General features: G+C 72.8%; 20 protein-coding genes and 1 pseudogene. 16 read left to right on the top strand and 5 right to left on the bottom strand.

Translation table 11 applies throughout. The features are described 5' to 3' along the window. A pseudogene (locus ABZ693_RS29975) lies at positions 1–153 on the top strand (esterase); the annotation flags it as partial. A gap of 154 nt (positions 154–307) precedes the next feature. Here the strand turns inward: ABZ693_RS29975 and ABZ693_RS29970 are convergent. Continuing rightward, complete coding sequence (locus ABZ693_RS29970) at positions 308–1,048, bottom strand: SDR family NAD(P)-dependent oxidoreductase (protein ID WP_359883697.1); 741 nt, start codon at positions 1,046–1,048, stop codon at positions 308–310. 256 nt (positions 1,049–1,304) lie between these two features. Here ABZ693_RS29970 and ABZ693_RS29965 point away from each other — a divergent pair, with 256 nt between their 5' ends. The 4 genes from ABZ693_RS29965 (at position 1,305) to ABZ693_RS29950 (ending at position 4,956) form a co-directional block, all read left to right on the top strand. Further along, the gene (locus ABZ693_RS29965) at positions 1,305–1,916 is read left to right on the top strand and encodes a dihydrofolate reductase family protein (RefSeq protein WP_359883694.1); all 612 of its coding nucleotides are present in this window, start codon (positions 1,305–1,307) and stop codon (positions 1,914–1,916) included. Positions 1,917–2,098: 182 nt separating this feature from the next. Next, complete coding sequence (locus tag ABZ693_RS29960; protein WP_359883693.1) at positions 2,099–3,043, top strand: DMT family transporter; 945 nt, start codon at positions 2,099–2,101, stop codon at positions 3,041–3,043. An 11-nt stretch (positions 3,044–3,054) separates the two neighbouring features. After that, a complete protein-coding gene (locus tag ABZ693_RS29955) occupies positions 3,055–3,420 on the top strand; it encodes a hypothetical protein (RefSeq protein ID WP_359883690.1) in 366 nt (121 codons plus the stop codon). A 315-nt stretch (positions 3,421–3,735) separates the two neighbouring features. Further along, complete coding sequence (locus ABZ693_RS29950; protein WP_359883688.1) at positions 3,736–4,956, top strand: neutral zinc metallopeptidase; 1,221 nt, start codon at positions 3,736–3,738, stop codon at positions 4,954–4,956. A 141-nt stretch (positions 4,957–5,097) separates the two neighbouring features. Here ABZ693_RS29950 and ABZ693_RS29945 read toward each other — a convergent pair whose 3' ends face one another. Both ABZ693_RS29945 and ABZ693_RS29940 read right to left on the bottom strand, forming a co-directional pair. After that, positions 5,098–6,075 (bottom strand): helix-turn-helix transcriptional regulator, encoded by a 978-nt coding sequence (locus tag ABZ693_RS29945; RefSeq protein WP_359883685.1) that lies wholly within the window; start codon positions 6,073–6,075, stop codon positions 5,098–5,100. A 139-nt stretch (positions 6,076–6,214) separates the two neighbouring features. Continuing rightward, entirely contained in the window at positions 6,215–7,501 is a 1,287-nt protein-coding gene (locus ABZ693_RS29940) for an alpha/beta fold hydrolase (protein ID WP_359883683.1), read from the bottom strand. A gap of 135 nt (positions 7,502–7,636) precedes the next feature. Here ABZ693_RS29940 and ABZ693_RS29935 point away from each other — a divergent pair, with 135 nt between their 5' ends. Next, positions 7,637–8,254, top strand: coding sequence for a TetR/AcrR family transcriptional regulator (locus ABZ693_RS29935; RefSeq protein ID WP_359883680.1), 618 nt, complete (start codon positions 7,637–7,639; stop codon positions 8,252–8,254). A gap of 106 nt (positions 8,255–8,360) precedes the next feature. Here the strand turns inward: ABZ693_RS29935 and ABZ693_RS29930 are convergent, their stop codons facing one another. Continuing rightward, positions 8,361–8,579, bottom strand: coding sequence for a hypothetical protein (locus ABZ693_RS29930; protein WP_359883678.1), 219 nt, complete (start codon positions 8,577–8,579; stop codon positions 8,361–8,363). Between the two features lie 156 nt (positions 8,580–8,735). Here ABZ693_RS29930 and ABZ693_RS29925 point away from each other — a divergent pair, with 156 nt between their 5' ends. From ABZ693_RS29925 to ABZ693_RS29915, 3 genes are read left to right on the top strand one after another with little or no spacing between them, the layout of a single operon-like run. Beyond that, positions 8,736–9,974 (top strand): sensor histidine kinase, encoded by a 1,239-nt coding sequence (locus ABZ693_RS29925; protein WP_359883675.1) that lies wholly within the window; start codon positions 8,736–8,738, stop codon positions 9,972–9,974. Next, positions 9,971–10,696, top strand: coding sequence for a response regulator (locus ABZ693_RS29920; protein WP_359883673.1), 726 nt, complete (start codon positions 9,971–9,973; stop codon positions 10,694–10,696). The genes ABZ693_RS29925 and ABZ693_RS29920 overlap by 4 nt, the downstream gene beginning before the upstream one ends. Positions 10,697–10,752: 56 nt before the next feature. Beyond that, positions 10,753–11,931 carry a cytochrome P450 family protein gene (locus ABZ693_RS29915; RefSeq protein WP_359883670.1) on the top strand — a complete coding sequence of 393 codons (1,179 nt, stop codon included), beginning with the start codon at positions 10,753–10,755 and terminating at the stop codon, positions 11,929–11,931. Between the two features lie 86 nt (positions 11,932–12,017). Here ABZ693_RS29915 and ABZ693_RS29910 read toward each other — a convergent pair whose 3' ends face one another. Beyond that, a complete protein-coding gene (locus ABZ693_RS29910; protein ID WP_359883667.1) occupies positions 12,018–13,022 on the bottom strand; it encodes a Gfo/Idh/MocA family protein in 1,005 nt (334 codons plus the stop codon). A gap of 614 nt (positions 13,023–13,636) precedes the next feature. On the opposite strand from ABZ693_RS29910, the gene ABZ693_RS29905 reads away from it, so the two are divergent. The 7 genes from ABZ693_RS29905 (at position 13,637) to ABZ693_RS29875 (ending at position 20,574) form a co-directional block, all read left to right on the top strand. Then, positions 13,637–14,656 carry a sugar ABC transporter substrate-binding protein gene (locus ABZ693_RS29905; protein ID WP_359883663.1) on the top strand — a complete coding sequence of 340 codons (1,020 nt, stop codon included), beginning with the start codon at positions 13,637–13,639 and terminating at the stop codon, positions 14,654–14,656. Continuing rightward, a complete protein-coding gene (locus tag ABZ693_RS29900) occupies positions 14,653–15,711 on the top strand; it encodes an ABC transporter permease (RefSeq protein ID WP_359883661.1) in 1,059 nt (352 codons plus the stop codon). Before ABZ693_RS29905 ends, ABZ693_RS29900 begins: the two co-directional genes overlap by 4 nt. After that, positions 15,708–16,547, top strand: a complete 840-nt coding sequence (locus ABZ693_RS29895; protein WP_359883658.1) for an ATP-binding cassette domain-containing protein — start codon at positions 15,708–15,710, stop codon at positions 16,545–16,547. The genes ABZ693_RS29900 and ABZ693_RS29895 overlap by 4 nt, the downstream gene beginning before the upstream one ends. A gap of 36 nt (positions 16,548–16,583) precedes the next feature. Continuing rightward, positions 16,584–17,768 (top strand): ROK family glucokinase, encoded by a 1,185-nt coding sequence (locus ABZ693_RS29890; protein WP_359883656.1) that lies wholly within the window; start codon positions 16,584–16,586, stop codon positions 17,766–17,768. Next, complete coding sequence (locus ABZ693_RS29885) at positions 17,765–18,403, top strand: hypothetical protein (RefSeq protein ID WP_435842580.1); 639 nt, start codon at positions 17,765–17,767, stop codon at positions 18,401–18,403. The genes ABZ693_RS29890 and ABZ693_RS29885 overlap by 4 nt, the downstream gene beginning before the upstream one ends. A 218-nt stretch (positions 18,404–18,621) precedes the next feature. Continuing rightward, the gene (pcaDC, locus tag ABZ693_RS29880; protein WP_359883653.1) at positions 18,622–19,932 is read left to right on the top strand and encodes a bifunctional 3-oxoadipate enol-lactonase/4-carboxymuconolactone decarboxylase PcaDC; all 1,311 of its coding nucleotides are present in this window, start codon (positions 18,622–18,624) and stop codon (positions 19,930–19,932) included. 9 nt (positions 19,933–19,941) lie between these two features. After that, a complete protein-coding gene (locus ABZ693_RS29875) occupies positions 19,942–20,574 on the top strand; it encodes an MBL fold metallo-hydrolase (RefSeq protein ID WP_359883651.1) in 633 nt (210 codons plus the stop codon). The last annotated feature ends 30 nt before the right edge of the window (positions 20,575–20,604 follow it).

Genomic DNA, 20,604 nt, shown 5'->3' with positions numbered 1-20,604 from the left:
CTCCGCACCGCCGGCGTCCCCGTCACCGCCGTCCGCTACCAAGGCATCATCCACGACTTCGTCATGCTCAACGCCCTCCGCGACACCCACGCGGCCCAGGCCGCCCTCGCCCAGGCGATCGGCGTCCTGCGCGCCGCACTGGGCACCGCGTGAGAGGCACCGCGTGAGAAGCACTGTGTGTGAGAGGCACCGTGCGAGGCGTGGGACGTGAGACGTCCTGCGCGAGTCCGTACGGCGTGTGGGCCGGAGCTCGGTGAGCCCCGGCCCCACGCCGTACCGTCCTCGCCCGGCGGACCGGGCGCGCGCCTTACGCCGCGTGGCCGCCGTCCACCGAGAACTCGGCGCCCGTCACGTACGAGGCGCCCGGGCCCGCGAGGAACGCGATCATCGCGGCCACCTCGCCGGGGGTGCCGAAGCGGCCGAGGGCCGTCATGCCGGCCTGGCCCTCGGCGTACGGGCCGTCGGCCGGGTTCATGTCGGTGTCGATCGGGCCCGGGTGGACGACGTTCGCGGTGATGCCGCGCCCGCCCAGTTCCCGCGCCAGCGCCTTCGTCAGGCCGATGAGCGCGGCCTTGCTCGTCGCGTACAGCGTGGCGCCCGGCCCGGGCACCCGCTGGGCGACGCAGCTGCCGACCGTGATGATCCGGCCGCCCTCGTCCATGCGCGCGGCGGCCGCCTGCGCGGCCAGGAAGGCGCTGCGCACGTTCACCGCGAGCACCCGGTCCGCCTCCGCGAGGGTGAGCGACTCCAGCGGGCCGAGGACGCCGACCCCTGTGTTGTTCACGAGCACGTCGAGCCGGCCGAGGGCGTCGGCCGCCCACGTCACCGCCCCGGCCGCGTCGCCCGCGTCCGCGGCGTCGGCCCGCAGGGCGAGGGCCTTGCGGCCGGCCGCCTCGATCCGGGCCGTGACCTCGCGGGCCCGCTCCTCGCCCTGGACGTAGGTGAACGCCACGTCCGCGCCCTCCTCGGCCAGCCGGACGGCCGTCGCCGCGCCGATACCCCGGCTGCCGCCGGTGACCAGGACCGCCTTGCCGTTCATCGTGGACATTCCGTACTCCTCGCGATTTCCCGTGCAGCGCTTGTCGTTGCGAGTTCAATCAAATGCGGGGCGGGCCCGGCACGCTGGCGGCAATCGGACGCCGAGGCGGTACGGGGGAGCGGGACGCGAAGCGGCCCTCGAAGGGCCCACGAAAGGCCCGCGATTCGCTCCCCGAGAAGCACGGACGCGTATCGCCGATGAGTTTCTCCGAGGGGCGCGGTCTTTCCCGGTGAGACACGATGGTCAGCGACAGAAAGGGCACTCCATGGCCACCCTGAGCCTCACCCAGTTCGTCACCCTCGACGGCGTCCAGCAGGGCCCCGGCGGGCCCGAGGAGGACACCCGGGACGGCTTCGACCTCGGCGGCTGGTCCATGCCGTACGGGGACGAGGACTTCGGCCGCTTCATCACCGAGGTGTTCGCGCGGCCCACCGCGTTCCTCCTCGGCCGCCGCACGTACGACATCTTCGCCGGCTACTGGCCGAAGCGGACCGACCCCGGCGACCTCATCGCGAGCAAGCTCAACTCCCTGCCCAAGTACGTCGCTTCGACCACCCTCACCGCGGCCGACTGGCCCACCACCACCGTCCTGCGGGGCGAGGTGGCCGAGGAGGTCGCGGAGCTCAAGCGGCGGCTGGACGGGGAGATCCAGATGCACGGCAGCGCCGCCCTCGCCCGGACGCTCCTCGCCCACGACCTGATCGACACCCTCCACCTGTGCGTCTTCCCGGTCGTCCTCGGCAAGGGCCGCCGTCTCTTCGAGGCCGGCGCCACCCCCGCCGCCTTCCGGCTGACCGACCTGCGGCGCACCGCGTCGGGCCTGGCCATCCAGACGTACGAGCAGGCGGGCCGGCCCACCTACGGGACGGTGGGATAGCGGACGCGGACGCGGCCCGGACGTGCTTCGGACGCGCTCCCGACACGGGGGCGAGCGCGGGGCCGAGGCGCGGGGCCGAGGCGCGGGGCCGAGCATGGTGCGAGACGACCGGTACGGTGATCATCCCCGCGTGAGAGCCGCCGAAGTCTCCACCGTGCCCCACCCCGTTGGAGACCCCGCCCATGACCGCGTCCCCGGCCGTCGCCGCCCCCGCGTCGCTCGGTGCCCCGGGCCGTCCCGCCTGGCTCACCGACCTGCCCGTCCTGCTGGTCGCGGTGGTCTGGGGCGGCAGCTATCTCGCCGCCAAGGGCATCACCACCGGTTCCACCGTGCTCGCCGTCCTGATCCTGCGGTTCGCGGTGGTCCTGCCCGTCCTCGTCGTGGCCGGATGGCGCGGGCTGCGGGCGCTGACCGCGGCCCAGTGGCGCGGCGCGGGCCTGCTCGGGCTGGTCCTCGCCGGGGTGTTCCTGCTGGAGACGTACGGGGTCGTCCACACCTCCGCCACCAACGCGGGCCTGATCATCAGCCTCACGATGATCCTCACGCCGCTCGCCGAGGCCGCCGTCACCCGTACCCGCCCGCCCCGCGCCTTCCTGGCCGCCGCCGCGCTGTCCGTCACGGGCGTCGTCCTGCTCACCCAGGGCGGCGGCTTCACCACGCCCTCGTCCGGCGATCTGCTCATGCTGCTCGCCGCGCTCGCCCGCACCGCGCACGTCCTCGTGATGTCCCGTATCAAGGCCGTCCGGACGGCGGGGTCGCTCTCCCTCACCACCGTCCAACTCGGCTCCGCCGTCGTCGTTTTCGCGCTGCTCGCCGCACTCTCCGGTTCCGGCGGCGGGGCGGCGCCGTGGGAGGCGGCACGCGCCTTCGGAGTGCGCGAGTGGGCCGGACTCCTCTTCCTCTCCGTCTTCTGCACGCTCTTCGCCTTCTTCGTGCAGATGTGGGCGGTCCGCCGCACCTCCCCGTCCCGGGTCAGCCTGCTGCTCGGCACCGAACCGCTGTGGGCGGCCGCCGCCGGCATCGCCCTGGCCGGTGACCGCCCCGGCGTCCTCGGCCTGTTCGGTGCCATCCTCGTGCTCGGGGGCACCAGTTGGGGCCGTCGAGCCGCCGACGAGGGCGACCGATAGGTTGAGGAACCATGCTTCCGAACGACGACATCGTCAAGCTGCGTGACCGCTCTCAGGCCGCCATGGGCATGGGCATCGGCCTGCTCGTGGTGGCCGGGTTGCTGTGGGCCTGGTTCGCCTTCCTGTTCCTCACCCCGTTCAGCGTCGACGTCTCCAAGGCGCACGAGAGGGACTGCGAGGCTCCGGTCAGCGCGCCCCGTGAGCAGTTGCACGCCCGCGAATCCTTCTGCGGGGAGGAACGCGACTGGCCGCAGATGCTGGGCGTCCTCGCTCTCTCCCTTCCCTTCGCCACCGCGGGCGCGCTGACCTACGGCCGGGGCGCGGCCACCTTCCGGATCTGCCTCCTCCTGCAGCTCCAGAGCCGGACAGGCGAGTAGCAAGGCGCCGCCGGCGCCGGGGCGTTGGCCCGGAAGGGCAGCCCGCTCCGAAGGTCCACGACGGGCCGTCAAACGGGGGCACGGGTTGACCGTTCGATGACATCCGTCGTGTACGGGAAAGGGGTGAGTGCCCCGGACGGTGCCTCCGACCTGCGGCGATCGTCTCCTTCGCCGCGCGATGCGGCGCCCAGAGGACTGTCAGGTTCCAGACATGCCGGTTTCGGACAGTGAACGACCGTACTACTACCGGTAGTTGTCCTTACAGACTGGGCGGCGCCCGCGGATGCCCTCTTGGGCACCTCGAAAGGAGACCCCGTGAAGAAGACCCTGTCCGTGGCGGCGAGCCTGGTGATCGCCGCGACCTGTGGCCTTGGCATGTCGCTTCCCGCGCAGGCCGCCGACACGACCGACGCCCCGACCGCGGCGAGCCAGTCGCCGCGGTCCGGTTTCGACCTCTCCAATCTGACCCCGGAGCAGCAGGCGGTCGTCGACCGCATCGAGTCGAAGCTGCCGGCCGACTGGCAGGCCCGCCTCGACGCGACCCGCGCCAAGTACGGTCTGAGCGACTCGACGTGGACCGAGGTCCGCGACAGCGCCATCAACCCGGGCGACTACCAGTGCAAGACGACCTCCCTGTCGACGTATGCCAACGGCCTCCTCGACGGTGTCCAGGACCCGTTCGTGGTGTTCGTCCTCTCCCTCTTCGGCGGCTTCGACGCGCCGACCTACGACGCGCTGGTCTTCGGCAAGGAGTCGGCGGGCAACACCTTCGGTGTCAACGGCGAGTACACCAAGAAGCTCACTTCCGAGATGAAGAACCTGAAGCGCTTCTGGGACATCGACTCGGCCCGGATCCAGATGGTCCCCATGCACGGTGCGGACGTCTTCGCCGACCGTGACCGGCTGGCCCGGACGCTCGCCGTGATGTACGGCGACACGCCCGCGGACAACCTCGACCTGGCGGACCTGTTCATCGAGATGATCGACTCGGAGCCGGCCCTCCAGGGCGGCGCCAACCCGATCTTCACCTTCAACGCCTTCGCCTACAGCGAGGTGGACGACCCGGCGCCGATGGGCATCAGCGACCGGATCATCATGGGTGACGGCATCATGCAGGGCATGAACGCGATCGGTCTGGACGACGTCGCGCCGCGCGGCATCCTGGGCCACGAGTTCGGGCACCACGTGCAGTACCAGAAGAACCTCTTCGAGAGCGACCTGAGGGGCCCGGAGGCCACCCGCCGCACCGAGCTGATGGCGGACGCGTTCGGCACGTACTACCTGACCCACTCCCGCGGCGAGGCCCTGAACGCCGCCCGGGTCCTCAACACCCAGAAGTCGTTCTACCAGGTCGGTGACTGCAGCTTCACCAGCTCCGGCCACCACGGCACGCCCAACCAGCGCTTCAACTCCTCCAACTGGGGTGCGAGCGTGGCCAACGACGCGCCGAACCAGGGGCACATCCTGCCGGCGATGACCCTGGACAAGATGTTCGAGGTCAAGCTGCCGGACCTGGTCAAGCCGGACGTCAACTGACAACGACGTCCGACCGTGAGTCACCCGACCGCCGGCCGACCGGCTGAGCGGTCGCGTGGCTGAACACCCGCGTGGGACGGGCCGGAGCACACCCGCCGGCCCGTCTCGCGTTTCCCCGACTCCCGCCCGCCGGGCCGGTGTTCACAGCCAGCCGTGGCGATTGGCCTGGACGCCGAGCTGGAAGCGGGTCTTGGCGCCGAGCATCTCCTGCAGCCGGGCGATACGCCGGGCCACGGTCCGCTCGCTCACCCCGAGTTCACGGGCGATCGACTCGTCGGTCAGCCCCGCGCTCAGATAGCTGAGCAACTGCCGCCCCTCGGGGGTGGCTTCGCTGCCCGCGGTCTCACCTGCCGGCGGCAGCGGCACGGCGATCCGCCAGTACGACTCGAAGACGCCGATCACCCCGTCCAGGAGCCCCGACGGCTGGACGATGATGCTGTGGTGCCCCGAACGGTCGGGGGCGGTGACGGACACGACGGCGAAACGGTCGTCGCAGACCAGCACGTTGAGGGCGACGTCCGGGAAGACCCGCGCCTGCTCCCCGTGCGCGACGCAGTCGCGCGCCAGCTCCAACGCCTTCGGATCCTGAAGGATGTTGGCGCTGTACACCACCCGGTAGGCGATGCCCCGGTCGAGCGCGTCCAGCGTCCCCGGGCCGACCTCCAGGACCCGGTCCCCACCGCCCACCGGACCGATCGACAGCGCCCGCACCTGCTCCACGGCCTCGTTGTGGACGCGGAGCTGGACCGCCTTGGGCCGGCCGGAGGTGTCGACGACCTCGACGTAACTCGAACCGGCGGTGTGGTCCAGCCAGAACTGGGACAGTGTCGTCGCACTCTCGTAGGCGATCCGGGCCTGGCGTGCCCGCCGCTCGGCGACCGCCTCCAGGACCGCGCGGGGCGGCTGGGCGGTCAGTCTGCCGTTCCGGCGCGAGACCAGACCGATGTCGCTGAGTTCGTCCACCGCGTCCGTCAGGTCGTCCGCGGGAGGCCCGGCGGGTGGTGCCGGCCGGTCGGTGAGCTCGGCCAGGGTCCGCGGACCCCGTTCCACGAGCGTGAGGTAGACGGCCTCCGCCGTCGCGGAGAGACCGAGAGCCTGCAACGGGCGCCCTGCGCGCATGTTCCCCCAACCCGGCGGCGCCGTACGGCACCGCCCCCGTCCCCACGACCCGGGTGACCGCCACTCCGCTGATGATTGAAGATTGAAGATCGACAGACTAACACCACATGATCATGTGAACGGGAGAGGTCTTTCCACCCTATTTACCGGCGCGCAGGAAGGCGGGGATCCCCTCACGGGTCGGATAGTCGGGCAGGGGAGCGGGCCTGCCCCGCAGGAACGCGGTGATGACGGCGGCGGCCCGCTCGTCGTTGTCGTCCAGTCCGTTCCACATGCGGTGTCCGACCCCCGGCAGGTACTGCGTGCGCTCGATGGCGGGATCCTCGGCGAGGACCGCGGTCTCCCACCGGCGGATCTGGGAGGAGCATTCGGCGATCATCAGCATCGCCGGTGTCCGAGACCGCCTCAACAGCGGTGCGAGGGACGGTGATTCCTCGATCGTCCGCTGGATGCGCAGGCTGGCGGCGGGGCTGAAGGAGAAGTTGTCCGCGGTGTTCTCGACCGGGATGCGGTGCGCGTCGCGCGCGCAGTAGGCGGACGCGGTGTCGCTGCCGAGGTCCGCGGCGGTGAAGGCGTTGTCGCCCTCGGCCTGTCCGACCAGTCCGGTCCCGGGGGAGAGGAGCCCGAGCCGCATCAGGCCGAACGCCACGGCGTACCGGGGGAGATACGTGGATCGCGGCCCGGTCACGGCCGGGGCGAGGTCCCGCGCGGACTCCCGGCCCTTGTGCCCGGCGAGGCGCGCGGTGGGGCCGTCCATCGGGCCGGGTTCGGCGATGATCGCCCGGTGCAGACGGGCGGCGACGGCCGGGTCGGCCACGGCCCGGGTGAGGACGGTGCCGCCCGCGGAGAAGCCGAGGACGTCGGCCTTGCCCCGGCCCAGGCGGTCCACGAAGGCGGCGAGATCGCGGACCGACCGCGCGATCGAGTAGTCGGCCAGGGGGAGCAGGTCGCTGCGCCCGCCGCCGGCCTGCTCGTACGCGTAGACGTCGTACCCCCGGCCGGCCAGGAGCCGCAGGAACCGGTGGTCGATCTCCGCGATGCCGCGGACCGGTCCGCCGTGGAGGTACACCAGCGGGACGGGCTGCCGGGGGCCGCCGTTCGCGGGCGGGTAGTGGTACACCGCGACCCGGCTGCCGGTGGCCAGCGTCCAGTGCCGCGTGGCGACGAACGGCAGGTCGGGCGGGAGGCGGCGGGCCGTCGGCACGGCCGGGACGCAGACCGTCGCCGTCAGCGCCGCCGCGACGGCCACCGGCAGGAACGGCGCCATTCGCCCCCGCCACGCGCGTCGCCGGCTCCGCCACAGCGCGAACGCGGCCCCCACCCCGAGGGTCGCCGCCCATGCGACGAGCCCTGAACCCGCCCCGTCGGTGAGCACGATCAGGGCGAGGAACGCGACGGCCAACGCTGCGACGGCGCCCAGGAACATGGCTAATCGTCCCGCCGTGCGGCCGAGCCGTCGAGCGGACAGTCGTCGAGCGGGCAGGGGCATGGCAGACCTCCGGCACGTAGTTTCAGAACGCCGTTTCAAAACGACGCTACCAGGGCGGGTAGGCTGCCGGGCGTGGGAAGGCCGAGAACGAACGACGAGGCCGTCAGGGAACGGCTCGTGGAGTGCGCGACCGAGATGCTCGCCACCCGTCCGCGGGAGTCGGTCACGATCCGCGCCGTCGCGGCGGCCGCCGAGGCGTCGACGACGGCGGTGTACTCCCTGTTCGGCGGCAAGGACGGGCTGATCGGCGCGGTGCGCGACCGGGCGGTCGCCGGTCTGTTCCGGGATCTGTCGGCGGTCCGGCCCTCCGCGGACCCGCTCGCCGACCTCTGCGCGCTGGGTGTCGCCTACCGCCGCTGGGGCTGCGAGAACCGGCATCTGTACACGGTGCTGTTCGGCGGCGTGCAGTCCTTCGAACCGTCGGGGCAGGTGGGCGCCGCCGACCCGATCCGTCCCCTCCTCGCCGCCATCGGCCGCGGCCTGACCGCGTCCGTCCTCGCCGGCGACGCGACGGAGATCGCCCTGTCGGTCTGGGGGACCCTGCACGGGCTCGTGACCCTCGAACTGGCCGGCGCCCTCGACACCGCCACGGCCGACGTCGCGTTCCGGTCGACCATCCGCGCCATGCTGCGCGGATGGACCACCCCGGACGTGTTCCGCCGCCTGCGCCAGGACGAGCCCGCGCCCTGACGGGATCGGATTCCCTCGCGCGCCGCCCCGTGACGACCAGCGGGCGACACGCCCCCGACGTGTCGCCCGCGTCCCCCGCGCCGTATCGCCTACGGCCTCGCGCCGCTCAGGCCTTCACCCGGTCGGAGACCACCATGATCACCAGCCCGAGCGCCGCGATCACGATGTTCGCGTACAACTCCCGCCCCTCCAGGAACCAGACGTGATCCGTCAGCAGCCGGGTCACCCCCATCAGCTTGAACCAGCCTCCGGTCAGCTCGCGGAGGATCCCGCAGACGCCGAAGACCATCACCAGAAAACCCGTGACCTCGAGAATCCTCTTCATGCCGTCGATCATGGCCAGGCGCCGCCCCGTCCCGCGTCGGCCACCGGTATCCGGCCCGCGCCCCTCCGTACGACCGAAGTATCCGGGCCCGCGACTTTGGTATCGCCCGGCCGCCGGGCGCCTCCGCCGCCGCCCTCGGCTGCGTACATTTCGGGTATGACACGCACGGCACGCCCGGAACGCCACACCTGGCTGTTCCCCTCCCACCTGGTCGAGGCCGCCCGCCACGACGGAGCCGGGCCGGACCAGGGGCGACCGCGGCGCACCGTACGGGACTGGGTGGTCGACACCGCGATCTTCCTGCTCGCCGCGCTCGTCGGCGTCCTCGCCGCCGAGACCAGCGCCCAGTACAGCAGCGAGGTCGTCAACCTCGTCGACCAGATCGTCGGCGGGCTCGCCTGCTGCGCCGTCTGGCTGCGCCGCCGCCGGCCGGTCGGACTCGCCGTCACCCTGTGCGTGGTCAGCGTCTTCGCGCCCACCGCCGGCGGCGCCCTGCTCGCCGCGCTGTTCAGCGTGGCCGTACGCCGCCCCTTCCGCGAGGTCGCCTGGATCGGGCTGCTCGCCGTCGGCACCTCCACCGTCCAGGTCTTCGTCCGCCCCGAGCCCGGCACCAGCAACATCCTCGGCATCGGCATCGGCGTCGTCCTCATCCTCCTCGTCACCGCCTGGGGCATGCTGGTGCGCTCCCGCCGCCAGCTCGTCGAGGCGCTGCGCGACCGGGCCGTACGCGCCGAGGCCGAGGCCGGATTGCGCGCCGAACAGGCCCAGCGGCAGGCCCGCGAGGCCATCGCCCGCGAGATGCACGATGTCCTGGCCCACCGGCTCACCCTGCTCAGCGTGCACGCGGGCGCCCTGGAGTTCCGCCCCGACGCCCCGCCCGCGCAGGTCGCCCGCGCCGCCGGCGTCATCCGCGACAGCGCCCACGAAGCCCTCCAGGACCTGCGCGAGATCATCGGCGTGCTGCGCGCCCCCGACGAGGAGGGCGGCGCCGCCAACCGCCCCCAGCCCACCCTCGTCACCCTCGACAGCCTCGTCGCCGAAGTCCGCGAGGCCGGCATGAAGGTCGTCCTCGACTCCACCGTCACCGAGCCCGGCGCCGTCCCCGCCGCCACCGGCCGCACCGTCTACCGGATCGCCCAGGAAGCCCTGACCAACGCCCGCAAGCACGCGCCCGGCGCCGAGGTCACCCTCACGCTGCGCGGCCGCCCCGGCGAAGGGCTCACCCTCGACGTCGCGAACCCCGCCCCCACCGGGCCGGTCCCGCACGTCCCCGGCTCCGGCCAGGGCCTCATCGGACTCACCGAACGCGCCACCCTCGCCGGCGGCCGGCTGACCCACGGACCCGCCCCCGACGGCGGCTTCGCCCTGCACGCCTGGCTACCGTGGCCCGTATGACCATCCGGCTGCTCATCGTCGACGACGACCCCCTGGTCCGCGGGGGCCTCGCCCTGATGCTCGGCGGCGCCGAGGACATCGCGATCGTCGGCGAGGGCGCCGACGGCGACGAGGTCCCCGGCCTCGTCGACCGGCTCGCCCCCGACGTCGTCCTCATGGACATCCGCATGCCGCGGACCGACGGCCTCACCGCCACCGAACGGCTCCGCGTCCGGCCCGGCGCGCCCGAGGTCGTCGTCCTCACCACCTTCCACGCCGACGAACAGGTCCTGCGCGCCCTGCGCGCCGGCGCCGCCGGCTTCGTCCTCAAGGACACCCCGCCCGCCGAGATCGTCACCGCCGTACGGCGGGTGGCGGCCGGCGACCCCGTGCTCTCCCCGGCCGTCACCCGCCAGCTGATGACGCACGTCGTCCGGCACCCGGACCCCGCCGGCGAGGCGACCGGGCCACAGGCCGGACCGCAGGCCGGACCGCCCCGCCGCGCCGCCGCCCTGCGCCGCCTCGACTCCCTCGCGACGCGCGAGCGCGACGTCGCCCTCGCCGTCGGCCAGGGCCGCACCAACGCCGAGATCGGCGCCGCGCTCTACATGAGCGTCCCCACCGTCAAGACGCACGTCTCCCGGGTGCTGGCCAAACTCGGCCTCAACAACCGTGTCCAGATCGCGCTGCTCGTCCACGACGCCGGCCTGGTCGACCTTCCTGACAGCGATCAGGGAGCCTAAGGTCGGTTTCACCCGATCCGCCCGGGACAGCCCCCCAGTCTGGAGAGAGGTCGAGCATGACGGTCATCGATCTGCGGGAGTACGGCCCGGAGTTCACCGCGAACCCCCACCCGCACTACGCCGCCCTCCGCGCGTCCGGCCCGGTCCACGAGATCATCACCCCCGAGGGCTCGCCGGCCTGGCTGATCGTCGGGTACGACGAGGCCCGCGCCGCCCTCACCGACCAGCGGTTCACCAAGGACGGCGCCTTCACCGGGTTCGTCCCGCCGGAGGTCGAGATCATCGGCCCCCACCTGCTCGCGGCCGACCCGCCCGACCACACCCGGCTGCGCAAGCTCGTCGCGCGCGAGTTCACCGGCCGCCGCGTCGAGGCGCTGCGGCCGCGGGTGCGTCAACTGGCCGACGAACTCCTCGACATGATGGCTCCGGCCGGGCGCGGCGACCTCGTCGACGCCTTCGCCTTCCCGCTGCCCATCACCGTCATCTGCGAACTCCTCGGGGTGCCCGTCGCCGACCGCGACACCTTCCGGGCCTGGTCGCACGAGATCGTCGCGCCCAGCGGCGCCGTGGCCGAGGAAGAGGCCATCAAGGGCTTCGCCGCCTACCTCGACACGTTCATCGAGGACAAGCGGGCCGCCGGACCGGGCGACGACCTGCTGTCGGCGCTCATCGCCGCCCGCGCCGAGGACGGCGACCGGCTCTCGCTGCCCGAACTGCGCGGACTCGCCCAGCTGTTGATCGTCGCCGGGCACGAGACCACCGCGAACCTCATCGGTACCACCGTACGGCTGCTGCTCACCCACCCCGAGCAACTGGCGGCCGTGCGAGCCGACTTCGGGCTGCTGCCGGGGGCGATCGAGGAAGTCCTGCGGCACGACGGGCCGGTGGAGACGGCCACGTACCGCTTCACCCGCGAGGACGTCACCATCGGCGACACGGTCATCCCGGCCCGGTCCGTCGCCGTCGTCGGGATCGCCTCCGCCGGGCGCGATCCCAGCCGCTTCCCCGAGCCCGACCGCTTCGACATCCACCGCGACACGCGCGGCCACCTCGGCTTCGGCCACGGCATCCACTTCTGCCTGGGCGCGCCGCTGGCCCGCCTGGAGGGCGAGATCGCCGTCCGCGCCCTGCTCGAACGCTTCCCCCGGCTGGCCCTCGACCCCGAGGCGCCCCCGCTGGAATGGATGCCGAGCATCCTGATCCGCGGCCCCCGCCACCTGCCCGTCCTCTGGTGAACCCCGGCCCCGGGCCCGGCCGTCGCGCACCCCGCGGCGGCCGGTCCGGGGAACCGGACTCCGCCGGCCGCCCTCCACGGGGCCGTTCAGCCCGCCGGGATCTCCGCGACCCGCACCGGCCGGTGCTCCCGGCGCGAGCGCGCGCACGCCTCCGCGATCCGCAGCGCCGTCAGCGCCTCCCGCCCGTCGCACGGATTGTCCCGCTCGCCGCGCACCAGCCCGACGAACGCGTCCAGCTCCGCCTCGTACGCCGGCGCGAACCGCTCCAGGAAACCGGGCCACGGCTTCCCGGGCGCCGCCGGCCCCCGCGGCTCCAGCGACTCCACCGGGGTCCGCCCGTCCAGGCCGACCACCAGCTGGGTCCGCTCGCCGGCCAGCTCCATCCGTACGTCGTACCCCGCGCCGTTGCAGCGCGTCGCGGTCGCCGACACCAGGGTGCCGTCGTCGAGCGTGAGCAGCGCCGCCGCCGTGTCCACGTCCCCGGCCGCGCGGAACATCGCCGGCCCCGCGTCCGACCCCGTCGCGTACACCTCCACGACCTCCCGGCCGGTCACCCAGCGCACGATGTCGATGTCGTGCACCATGCAGTCCCGGAACAGTCCGCCGGACAGCGGCAGGTACGCGGCCGGCGGCGGCGCCGGGTCGGAGGTCACCGCCCGTACGGTGTGCAGCCGGCCGAGCCGCCCCGCCGCGACGGCCTCGCGCGCCGCCCGGTACCCGGCGTCGAAGCGCCGCATGAACCCCAGCTGCAGCTCGGTCCCGGCCGCCGCCACCGCCTCCAGCGCGGCGAGCGTCCGCGGCACGTCGAGCGCGATCGGTTTCTCGCAGAAAGCCGGCAGCCCGGCCGCCGCGGCCCGTCCGATCAGCTCCGCGTGCGCGGCCGTCGCCGAGGCGATCACCACCGCGTCCAGCGGGTGGTCGAACAGCGCGTCGACCGACGGCGCCGCGTCGGCCCCGAGCGCGCCCGCCACCCCGGCGGCCCGCTCGGTGTCCGCGTCCGCGAGGACCAGCGCCCCGACCTGCGGATGCCGCGCCAGCACCTCCGCGTGGAAGGCGCCGATCCGTCCCGTTCCGATCAGTCCGATCCGCATGGCCCCAAGGTGGTGTGGATCACCCCGGGTGTCAAGGAAATGCCTGGCATATGACGCGACAGCGGGGTGAAGGGGAGGAAATCGCTCCCTCGGTCACTCGTGGGCGCCCGCCCCATGCGCCCCAAACCGCCCGCCATATCCGGATACCATTCCGGGTAGCCGTCCGGGTGTCCGGACGCTCCGTCTTCCCGTACCCCGCCACCAGGGCTAACCTTCCCGACCGTGTCCGTGCCCGGCCCACCTCCGTCGCCGCGGCCGCCCCGTCCGTCCGCGGACCCCGGCGGCCCGGTGCCGAGGCGACCCGTGCGGGACGTCGGGTGCCCCGCCGGCCGTGGCACTCGTCACGTACGGGCCGGTGGCCCCGTCCGCCGGACCAGGGCGCCCGCCGCTCCCCGTACGCCCGCGGGCCCCTGGGGCACGGCCCCGGTATTCCCCCGGGATCCCCGCCGGGGCGGCCGCGGAGGCCGCCCGATGCGCGACCCTGGACCGGTGTCGCCGCGTCAGGGCCGAAGCGGGCCGGCAAGGACACCCGCAGGGCCCCGCTGAAGATCGGCGCGACCCCCATGACCGATACTGCAATGCACGCAGAAGGACACAAAGGAGGGCACGGCTTCGTGACCAGGGTTCGTACAGGAGGGGTACGCGCGGCCGTCGGCGCCGTGCTCGCGGTGGCGCTGACCGCCGCGCTCGCAGGCTGCAGCAGCACCGGTGGCAAGCGAGCGGAGGACGCCCGCAAGGCGGCCGCGGCCCAGGGGCGGGCGGCCGTGAACACCCCCCGGTGGACCTTCGCCATGGTCACCCACTCGGGCGACGGCGACACCTTCTGGGACATCGTCCAGAACGGCTCCAAGCAGGCCGCCGTCAAGGACAACATCAACTTCCTCTACGCGCACAGCGACGAGGCCCAGCAGCAGGCCCAGCTCATCGACTCGTACGTGGCCAAGAAGGTCGACGGTCTCATCGTCACCCTCGCCAAGCCCGACGCGATGAAGACCGCCGTCGAGAAGGCCGTCAAGGCCGGCATCCCGGTGATCACGGTGAACTCCGGGGCCGACGCGTCCAAGGCGTTCGGCGCGCTCACCCACATCGGCCAGGACGAGACCGTCGCCGGCGAGGCCGTCGGCGAGGAGCTCGACAAGCGGGGCAGCAAGAAGGCCCTGTGCATCCTGCACGAGCAGGGCAACGTGGGCCACGAGCAGCGCTGCGCCGGCGCCAAGAAGACCTTCGGCGGCGAGATGCAGAACCTGTACGTCGACGGCACCAACATGCCCGACGTCCAGGCGTCCATCCTCGCCAAGCTCCAGTCCGACCCGTCCATCGACGCCGTCGTGACCCTCGGCGCGCCGTTCGCCGACGCCGCCGTCCAGGCGAAGAAGACCGCCGGCAGCAAGGCCGAGATCGACACCTTCGACCTCAACGCCAAGGTCGCCGCCGCCCTCGAGGCCGGCACCCTCGGCTTCGCCGTCGACCAGCAGCCCTACCTCCAGGGCTACGAGGCCGTCGACCTGCTCTGGCTGTACAAGTACAACGCCAACGTCCTCGGCGGCGGCAAGCCGGTCCTCACCGGCCCGCAGATCATCACCAAGGACCAGGCCGCGGCGCTCAAGGACTACGCGGAGCGGGGCACCCGATGAGCGCCGCCGCGCCACCCGAGCCCGCGGGCGTCGACCACGTCGACGAGCGGCTGCTGCGCACCTCGCCCATGAAGAAGCTGCTGGCCCGCCCCGAGCTGGGCTCGGTCGTCGGCGCCATCGCCGTCTTCGTCTTCTTCTCGGTGGTCGCCGACAGCTTCCTGCGCGCCTCCAGCCTCGGCACCGTGCTGTACGCGGCGTCCACCATCGGCATCATGGCCGTCCCGGTGGCGCTGCTGATGATCGGCGGCGAGTTCGACCTGTCGGCCGGCGTCCTCGTGACCACCTCGGCGCTGGTCTCCTCGATGTTCAGCTACCAGATGACCGCGAACGTGTGGGTGGGCATCGGCGTCTCGCTGCTCGTCACGCTCGCCATCGGCGCGTTCAACGGCTTCATGCTGACCCGCACGAAGCTGCCGAGCTTCATCATCACGCTCGGCACCTTCCTCATGCTGACCGGCCTGAACCTCGGTCTCACCAAGCTGATCAGCGGCACCGTCTCCACCAAGTCGATCGCCGACATGGAGGGTTTCGACTCCGCGCAGAAGCTTTTCGCGTCCCACGTCACCATCGGCGGCGTCGAGCTGCGCGTCACCATCCTGTGGTGGTTCGTGCTGGTCGCGCTCGCCACCTGGATCCTGCTGCGCACCCGCTTCGGCAACTGGATCTTCGCGGTCGGCGGCGGCGCCGACGCCGCCCGCGCGGTCGGCGTCCCGGTCTTCAAGACCAAGATCGGCCTCTACATGGGCGTGGCCTTCTGCGCCTGGATCTCCGGCCAGCACCTCCTGATGTCGTTCGACGTCGTCCAGTCCGGCGAGGGCGTCGGCAACGAGCTGATCTACATCATCGCGGCCGTCATCGGCGGCTGTCTGATCACCGGCGGCTACGGCTCCGCGATCGGCTCCGCCGTCGGCGCGGTCATCTTCGGCATGACCAGCAAGGGCATCGTGTACGCCGAGTGGAACCCGGACTGGTTCAAGTTCTTCCTCGGCGCCATGCTGCTCCTCGCGACCCTGCTCAACGCCTGGATCCGCAAGCGCGTGGAGGCCACCAAGTGACGACGACCCCGACCCCCGCGGCATCCGGCGAGGCCGGGGCCGCCGCGGCTCCGCTCGTCGAGCTCGACGCGGTCAGCAAGTACTACGGCAACATCCGCGCCCTCGAAGGGGTCTCCCTGGAGGTGAACGCGGGGGAGATCTCCTGCGTCCTCGGCGACAACGGTGCCGGCAAGTCCACCCTGATCAAGATCGTCGCCGGACTGCACCGGCACGACGCCGGGACCTTCCGCATCGAAGGCGAGGAGGTGACCCTGGTCAACCCGCGCGACGCGCTCGACCGCGGGATCGCCACCGTCTACCAGGACCTCGCCGTCGTCCCGCTGATGCCGGTGTGGCGCAACTTCTTCCTCGGCTCCGAGCCCACCCGCGGCACGGGTCCCTTCAAGCGCCTCGACGTGGCGCTGATGCGGAAGACCACCCGTACCGCCCTGCTGCGCATGGGCATCGACCTGCGGGACGTCGACCAGCCCATCGGCACCCTGTCCGGCGGTGAACGCCAGTGCGTGGCCATCGCCCGGGCCGTCCACTTCGGCGCCAAGGTCCTCGTCCTCGACGAGCCGACCGCCGCGCTCGGTGTGAAGCAGTCCGGTGTGGTCCTGAAGTATGTGGCCGCCGCGCGTGACCAGGGTCTCGGCGTGGTCCTGATCACTCACAACCCGCACCACGCCTACCTCGTCGGCGACCGGTTCGTGCTGCTCAAGCGGGGTGCCATGGCGGGCAGCCACACCAAGGGCTCGATCACCCTGGACGAGTTGACCCGCCAGATGGCGGGCGGCACCGAGCTGGAGGACCTGCGGCACGAGCTCGAACGGCCGTCCGGTCCTGCCGGTTCTTGACGCGCCCCTTCCACCCCACCTGGCAGAATCGACCCGATGAGTACCTACCGCGATCTCACCCACCGGGGCGCCGCCCGCGGCACGGTCCTGCGGACCGTCGGCACCCGGGAACGGCGCTCTCATCTGACGGCGCCCCGGGTGCCGACCGTCGGCATCGACATCGGCGGTACGAAGGTGATGGCCGGCGTCGTCGACGCGGACGGCAACATCCTGGAGAAGCTCCGCACCGAGACGCCCGACAAGTCCAAGAGCCCCAAGGTCGTCGAGGACACCATCGTCGAGCTGGTCCTGGATCTCTCCGACCGGCACGACGTGCACGCCGTCGGCATCGGCGCGGCCGGCTGGGTCGACGCCGACCGGTCCACGGTGCTCTTCGCCCCCCACCTGGCCTGGCGCAACGAGCCGCTGCGCGACTCCCTCCAGACCCGGCTCGCCGTCCCCGTCATGGTGGACAACGACGCCAACACCGCCGCCTGGGCCGAGTGGCGCTTCGGCGCCGGACGCGGCGAGGACCACCTCGTCATGATCACGCTCGGCACCGGCATCGGCGGCGCGATCCTGGAGGACGGCCAGGTCAAGCGCGGCAAGTACGGGGTCGCCGGCGAATTCGGGCATATGCAGGTCGTGCCCGGCGGCCACCGCTGCCCCTGCGGCAACCGCGGCTGCTGGGAGCAGTACAGCTCCGGCAACGCCCTGGTCCGCGAGGCCCGCGAACTGGCCGCCGCCGACTCCCCGGTCGCGTACGGGATCATCGAACGCGTCAAGGGCCACGTCCCCGACATCACCGGCCCGCTCATCACCGAGCTGGCCCGCGAGGGCGACGCCATGTGCGTCGAACTCCTCCAGGACATCGGCCAGTGGCTCGGCGTCGGCATCGCCAACCTCGCCGCCGCCCTCGACCCGTCCTGCTTCGTCATCGGCGGCGGCGTCTCGGCCGCCGACGACCTGCTCATCGCCCCCGCCCGGGACGCCTTCCGCCGCCACCTCACCGGCCGCGGCTACCGCCCCGAGGCCCGGATCGCCCGCGCCCAGCTCGGTCCCGAGGCCGGCATGGTCGGCGCCGCCGACCTCGCCCGGCTGGTCGCCCGCCGCTTCCGCCGCGCCAACCGGCGCCGGGTGGAGCGCTACGAGCGGTACGGGCGCTACACCCAGGCGCTGCGCGGCGGGGGCACGGCGGCCGACCGCGGCCCCGATGCGGCCTCCGAGGACCCGCGCTCATGACCGCGTCCCGGCAGCGGACCACCGTGCCGAACCAGGCATCGCCCGCGTCCCCGATGTCGTCCCCGGCCGCCGCTCCGGCGGGTCGGCCCGCGGGGGAGGGGCGGCTTCCGGAGGAGCGGCGGCATATGCTGCGCCGCCGCTTCCTCACCCTGCTCACCATCGTCCTGCTCATCGGCATCCCGGCCGGCTATCTGGTGATCTCGGCGGACCAGAGCCGCGACAGCGGCATCGACAAGGAACGCGAGTCCTCGCCCGTCGGCCTCCAGGACAACCGGCCCTCCCAGATGAAGCGCCGCGTCTTCGAGGTCCCGATCCCGTCCGGTGCCTGGAACGTCGCCTACTACGAGACCAGCAACTGGAAGACGAGCCGGCTGTACGTCCAGTTCACGACCACGGCGGGCGGTCTGGACGCCTACCTGGCCGACAGCGGCGGCAGCCGCGCCGCGCTGAAGTCCGGCGAGGTCAGCGTGAGCGGGCGCGACGCGGACATCGTCGGCTGGAACTTCGTGCCGTCCCACCGCTGGGCCGGCGCCACGGTCGCCCACGAGCCGCCCCGGCCCACCCGCGACATCACGGTCGACCTGACCGACCCGGCCTTCCCGCGCGTGTACGTGGTCTCGACGACGTCCCCCTGAGCCCCGCGGGACCGGGAGCGCGAGGTTCGCTTTCCCGCGGCCGGCGCCCTCGGAGGGGGCGACCGTGCCCGCCCGGGGCGGCCTTGGTGAACGTATCGAGGAGGAAGTGTGCGCACCCGAGGAGGGATCCGCTCCGAACCTGCCGCCCAGCCGGTGCGAGTGACGCTAGGTTTGACCCGGCGATGAGAGACCGCATGAGAAATGAGAGGGTCTAGCGGGTGAGCGAGACACCGACGAACACCCTGCAATACCGCGTCGACGGACGAGAGGACGCACCGGTCCTGGTCCTGGGGCCCTCCCTCGGCACCACCTGGCACATGTGGGACCGGCAGATACCGGAACTCATCCGCGACTGGCGGGTCGTCCGGTTCGACCTGCCGGGCCACGGCGGCGCGCCCGCCCAGCCCGCCAGCTCCGTCGCGGAGCTCGGCGACCGGCTGCTCGCCACCCTCGACGAACTCGGCATCCAGCGCTTCGGCTACGCCGGCTGCTCGCTCGGCGGTGCCATCGGCATGGACCTCGCCCTGCGCGCCCCGCACCGGGTCGCCTCGCTCGTGCTCGTCGCCGCCTCGCCCCGGTTCGGCAGCGCCGACGAGTTCCGCCAGCGCGCCGTGATGGTCCGGGCCAACGGCCTGGAGCCGATGGCCCGTACCGCGCCCGAGCAGTGGTTCACCCCCACCTTCGCCGCGGCCCAGCCCGCCATCGTCGACTGGGCCGTGCAGATGGTCCGTACGACCGACCCCGGCTGCTACATCGCCGCCTGCGAGGCGCTCGCCGTCTTCGACGTCCGGGAGTCCCTGGGCCGGATCGGCGTTCCCGCCCTCGTCCTGGTCGGCTCCGAGGACGCGATCACCGGACCCGCCGAGGCCCGTACCCTCGTCGCCGGCATACAGGACGCCCGGCTCGCCGTCGTCCCCGCCGCGTCTCATCTGGCCCCCGTCGAGCAGCCCTCGGCCGTCACCGAGCTGCTCGCCGGCCACTTCGCCCCGCTCGGCCAGGACACCCACGGCGGCCTGACCGTGGTGCCCGCACCGGTCGCCGTCCCGAGCCCGCAGGACCCGGCGGTCCCGCAGATGCCGCAGGCCTCCGCGCCCGTCGTACCGGTCGGCGAGATCGCCCCGATGGCCCCCGCCGAGGACGACGCGACGGCCCGCCCGGACGTGTACGAGCGCGGGCTCAAGCTGCGCCGGGAGATGCTCGGCGACGCCCATGTCGACGAGACCCTCGCCGATCCCTTCGCCGCCGACTTCCAGACCCTGGCCACCCGCTACGCCTGGGGTGAGGTATGGAGCCGCGACGGGCTCGACCGCCGCACCCGCAGCGCCGTGACCCTCGCCGCGCTGATCGCCGGCGGGCACCACGACTCGCTCGCCGACCACACCCGGGCCGCCCTGCGCAGCGGGCTGACCGCCGGTGAGCTGCGGGAGATCCTGCTCCAGACCGCCGTCTACTGCGGGCTGCCCGCCGCCGAGAGCGCGCTGCGCGTCGTCGGCCGGGTGATCAAGGAGGACACCACACCGCAAGCGTAGGCTGCGGCCGTGAAGCTGACGAAGAACACGCACGCCTGTGTCCGCCTGGAGAAGGACGGGCGGGCGCTCGTCATCGACCCGGGGATGTTCACCGAGGAGGACGCCGCGCTCGGCGCCGACGTCCTCCTGGTCACCCACGAGCACGCCGACCACTTCGACGAGGGCCGGCTGCGGGCCGCCCTGGAGGCGAATCCGGCCGCCGAGGTGTGGACGCCGCGCAGCGTCGCCGAGCAGCTGACGGCCGCCTTCCCGGGGCGGATCCACACCGTCGGCCACGGCGACGCCTTCACGGCCGCCGGCTTCGACATCCAGGTGCACGGCGAACTGCACGCCGTGATCCACCCGGACATCCCCCGCGTCACCAACACCGGCTTCCTCGTCGACGACGCCCTGTTCCACCCCGGCGACGCGCTCACCGTGCCGGACCGGCCCGTGGAGACTCTGTTCCTTCCGGTCATGGCCCCGTGGAACAAGATCTCCGAGGTGATCGACTACGTCCGGGAGGTGCGGCCCACGCGCGCGTACGACGTCCACGACGCGCTCCTGACCGACCTGGCCCGCCCGATCTACGACGGGCAGATCGGCGCTCTCGGCGGCACCGACCACCACCGCCTCGCCCCGGGCGAGTCGGTGCGGCTCTGACGGCTCCGGGCCGCGCCCCGCGCCCCGGAC

This window comes from Streptomyces laurentii (assembly GCF_040635425.1).
Lineage (GTDB): Bacteria > Actinomycetota > Actinomycetes > Streptomycetales > Streptomycetaceae > Streptomyces > Streptomyces laurentii.
Note: the sequence above shows the minus strand (reverse complement) of the source record. Positions and strands in the feature narration are given on the sequence as shown.

Bases quoted from the DNA above. Each gene is read 5' to 3' on its own strand.
- ABZ693_RS29885 (WP_435842580.1), top strand. From the start codon at position 17,765: ATGACCGCGTCCCGGCAGCGGACCACCGTGCCGAACCAGGCATCGCCC.
- ABZ693_RS29945 (WP_359883685.1), bottom strand. From the start codon at position 6,075: ATGCGCGCAGGGCGCCCGTTGCAGGCTCTCGGTCTCTCCGCGACGGCG.
- ABZ693_RS29910 (WP_359883667.1), bottom strand. From the start codon at position 13,022: ATGCGGATCGGACTGATCGGAACGGGACGGATCGGCGCCTTCCACGCG.
- ABZ693_RS29955 (WP_359883690.1), top strand. From the start codon at position 3,055: ATGCTTCCGAACGACGACATCGTCAAGCTGCGTGACCGCTCTCAGGCC.
- ABZ693_RS29970 (WP_359883697.1), bottom strand. From the start codon at position 1,048: ATGTCCACGATGAACGGCAAGGCGGTCCTGGTCACCGGCGGCAGCCGG.
- ABZ693_RS29920 (WP_359883673.1), top strand. From the start codon at position 9,971: ATGACCATCCGGCTGCTCATCGTCGACGACGACCCCCTGGTCCGCGGG.
- ABZ693_RS29965 (WP_359883694.1), top strand. From the start codon at position 1,305: ATGGCCACCCTGAGCCTCACCCAGTTCGTCACCCTCGACGGCGTCCAG.
- ABZ693_RS29900 (WP_359883661.1), top strand. From the start codon at position 14,653: ATGAGCGCCGCCGCGCCACCCGAGCCCGCGGGCGTCGACCACGTCGAC.
- ABZ693_RS29940 (WP_359883683.1), bottom strand. From the start codon at position 7,501: ATGTTCCTGGGCGCCGTCGCAGCGTTGGCCGTCGCGTTCCTCGCCCTG.
- ABZ693_RS29930 (WP_359883678.1), bottom strand. From the start codon at position 8,579: ATGAAGAGGATTCTCGAGGTCACGGGTTTTCTGGTGATGGTCTTCGGC.
- ABZ693_RS29890 (WP_359883656.1), top strand. From the start codon at position 16,584: ATGAGTACCTACCGCGATCTCACCCACCGGGGCGCCGCCCGCGGCACG.
- ABZ693_RS29925 (WP_359883675.1), top strand. From the start codon at position 8,736: ATGACACGCACGGCACGCCCGGAACGCCACACCTGGCTGTTCCCCTCC.
- ABZ693_RS29960 (WP_359883693.1), top strand. From the start codon at position 2,099: ATGACCGCGTCCCCGGCCGTCGCCGCCCCCGCGTCGCTCGGTGCCCCG.
- ABZ693_RS29915 (WP_359883670.1), top strand. From the start codon at position 10,753: ATGACGGTCATCGATCTGCGGGAGTACGGCCCGGAGTTCACCGCGAAC.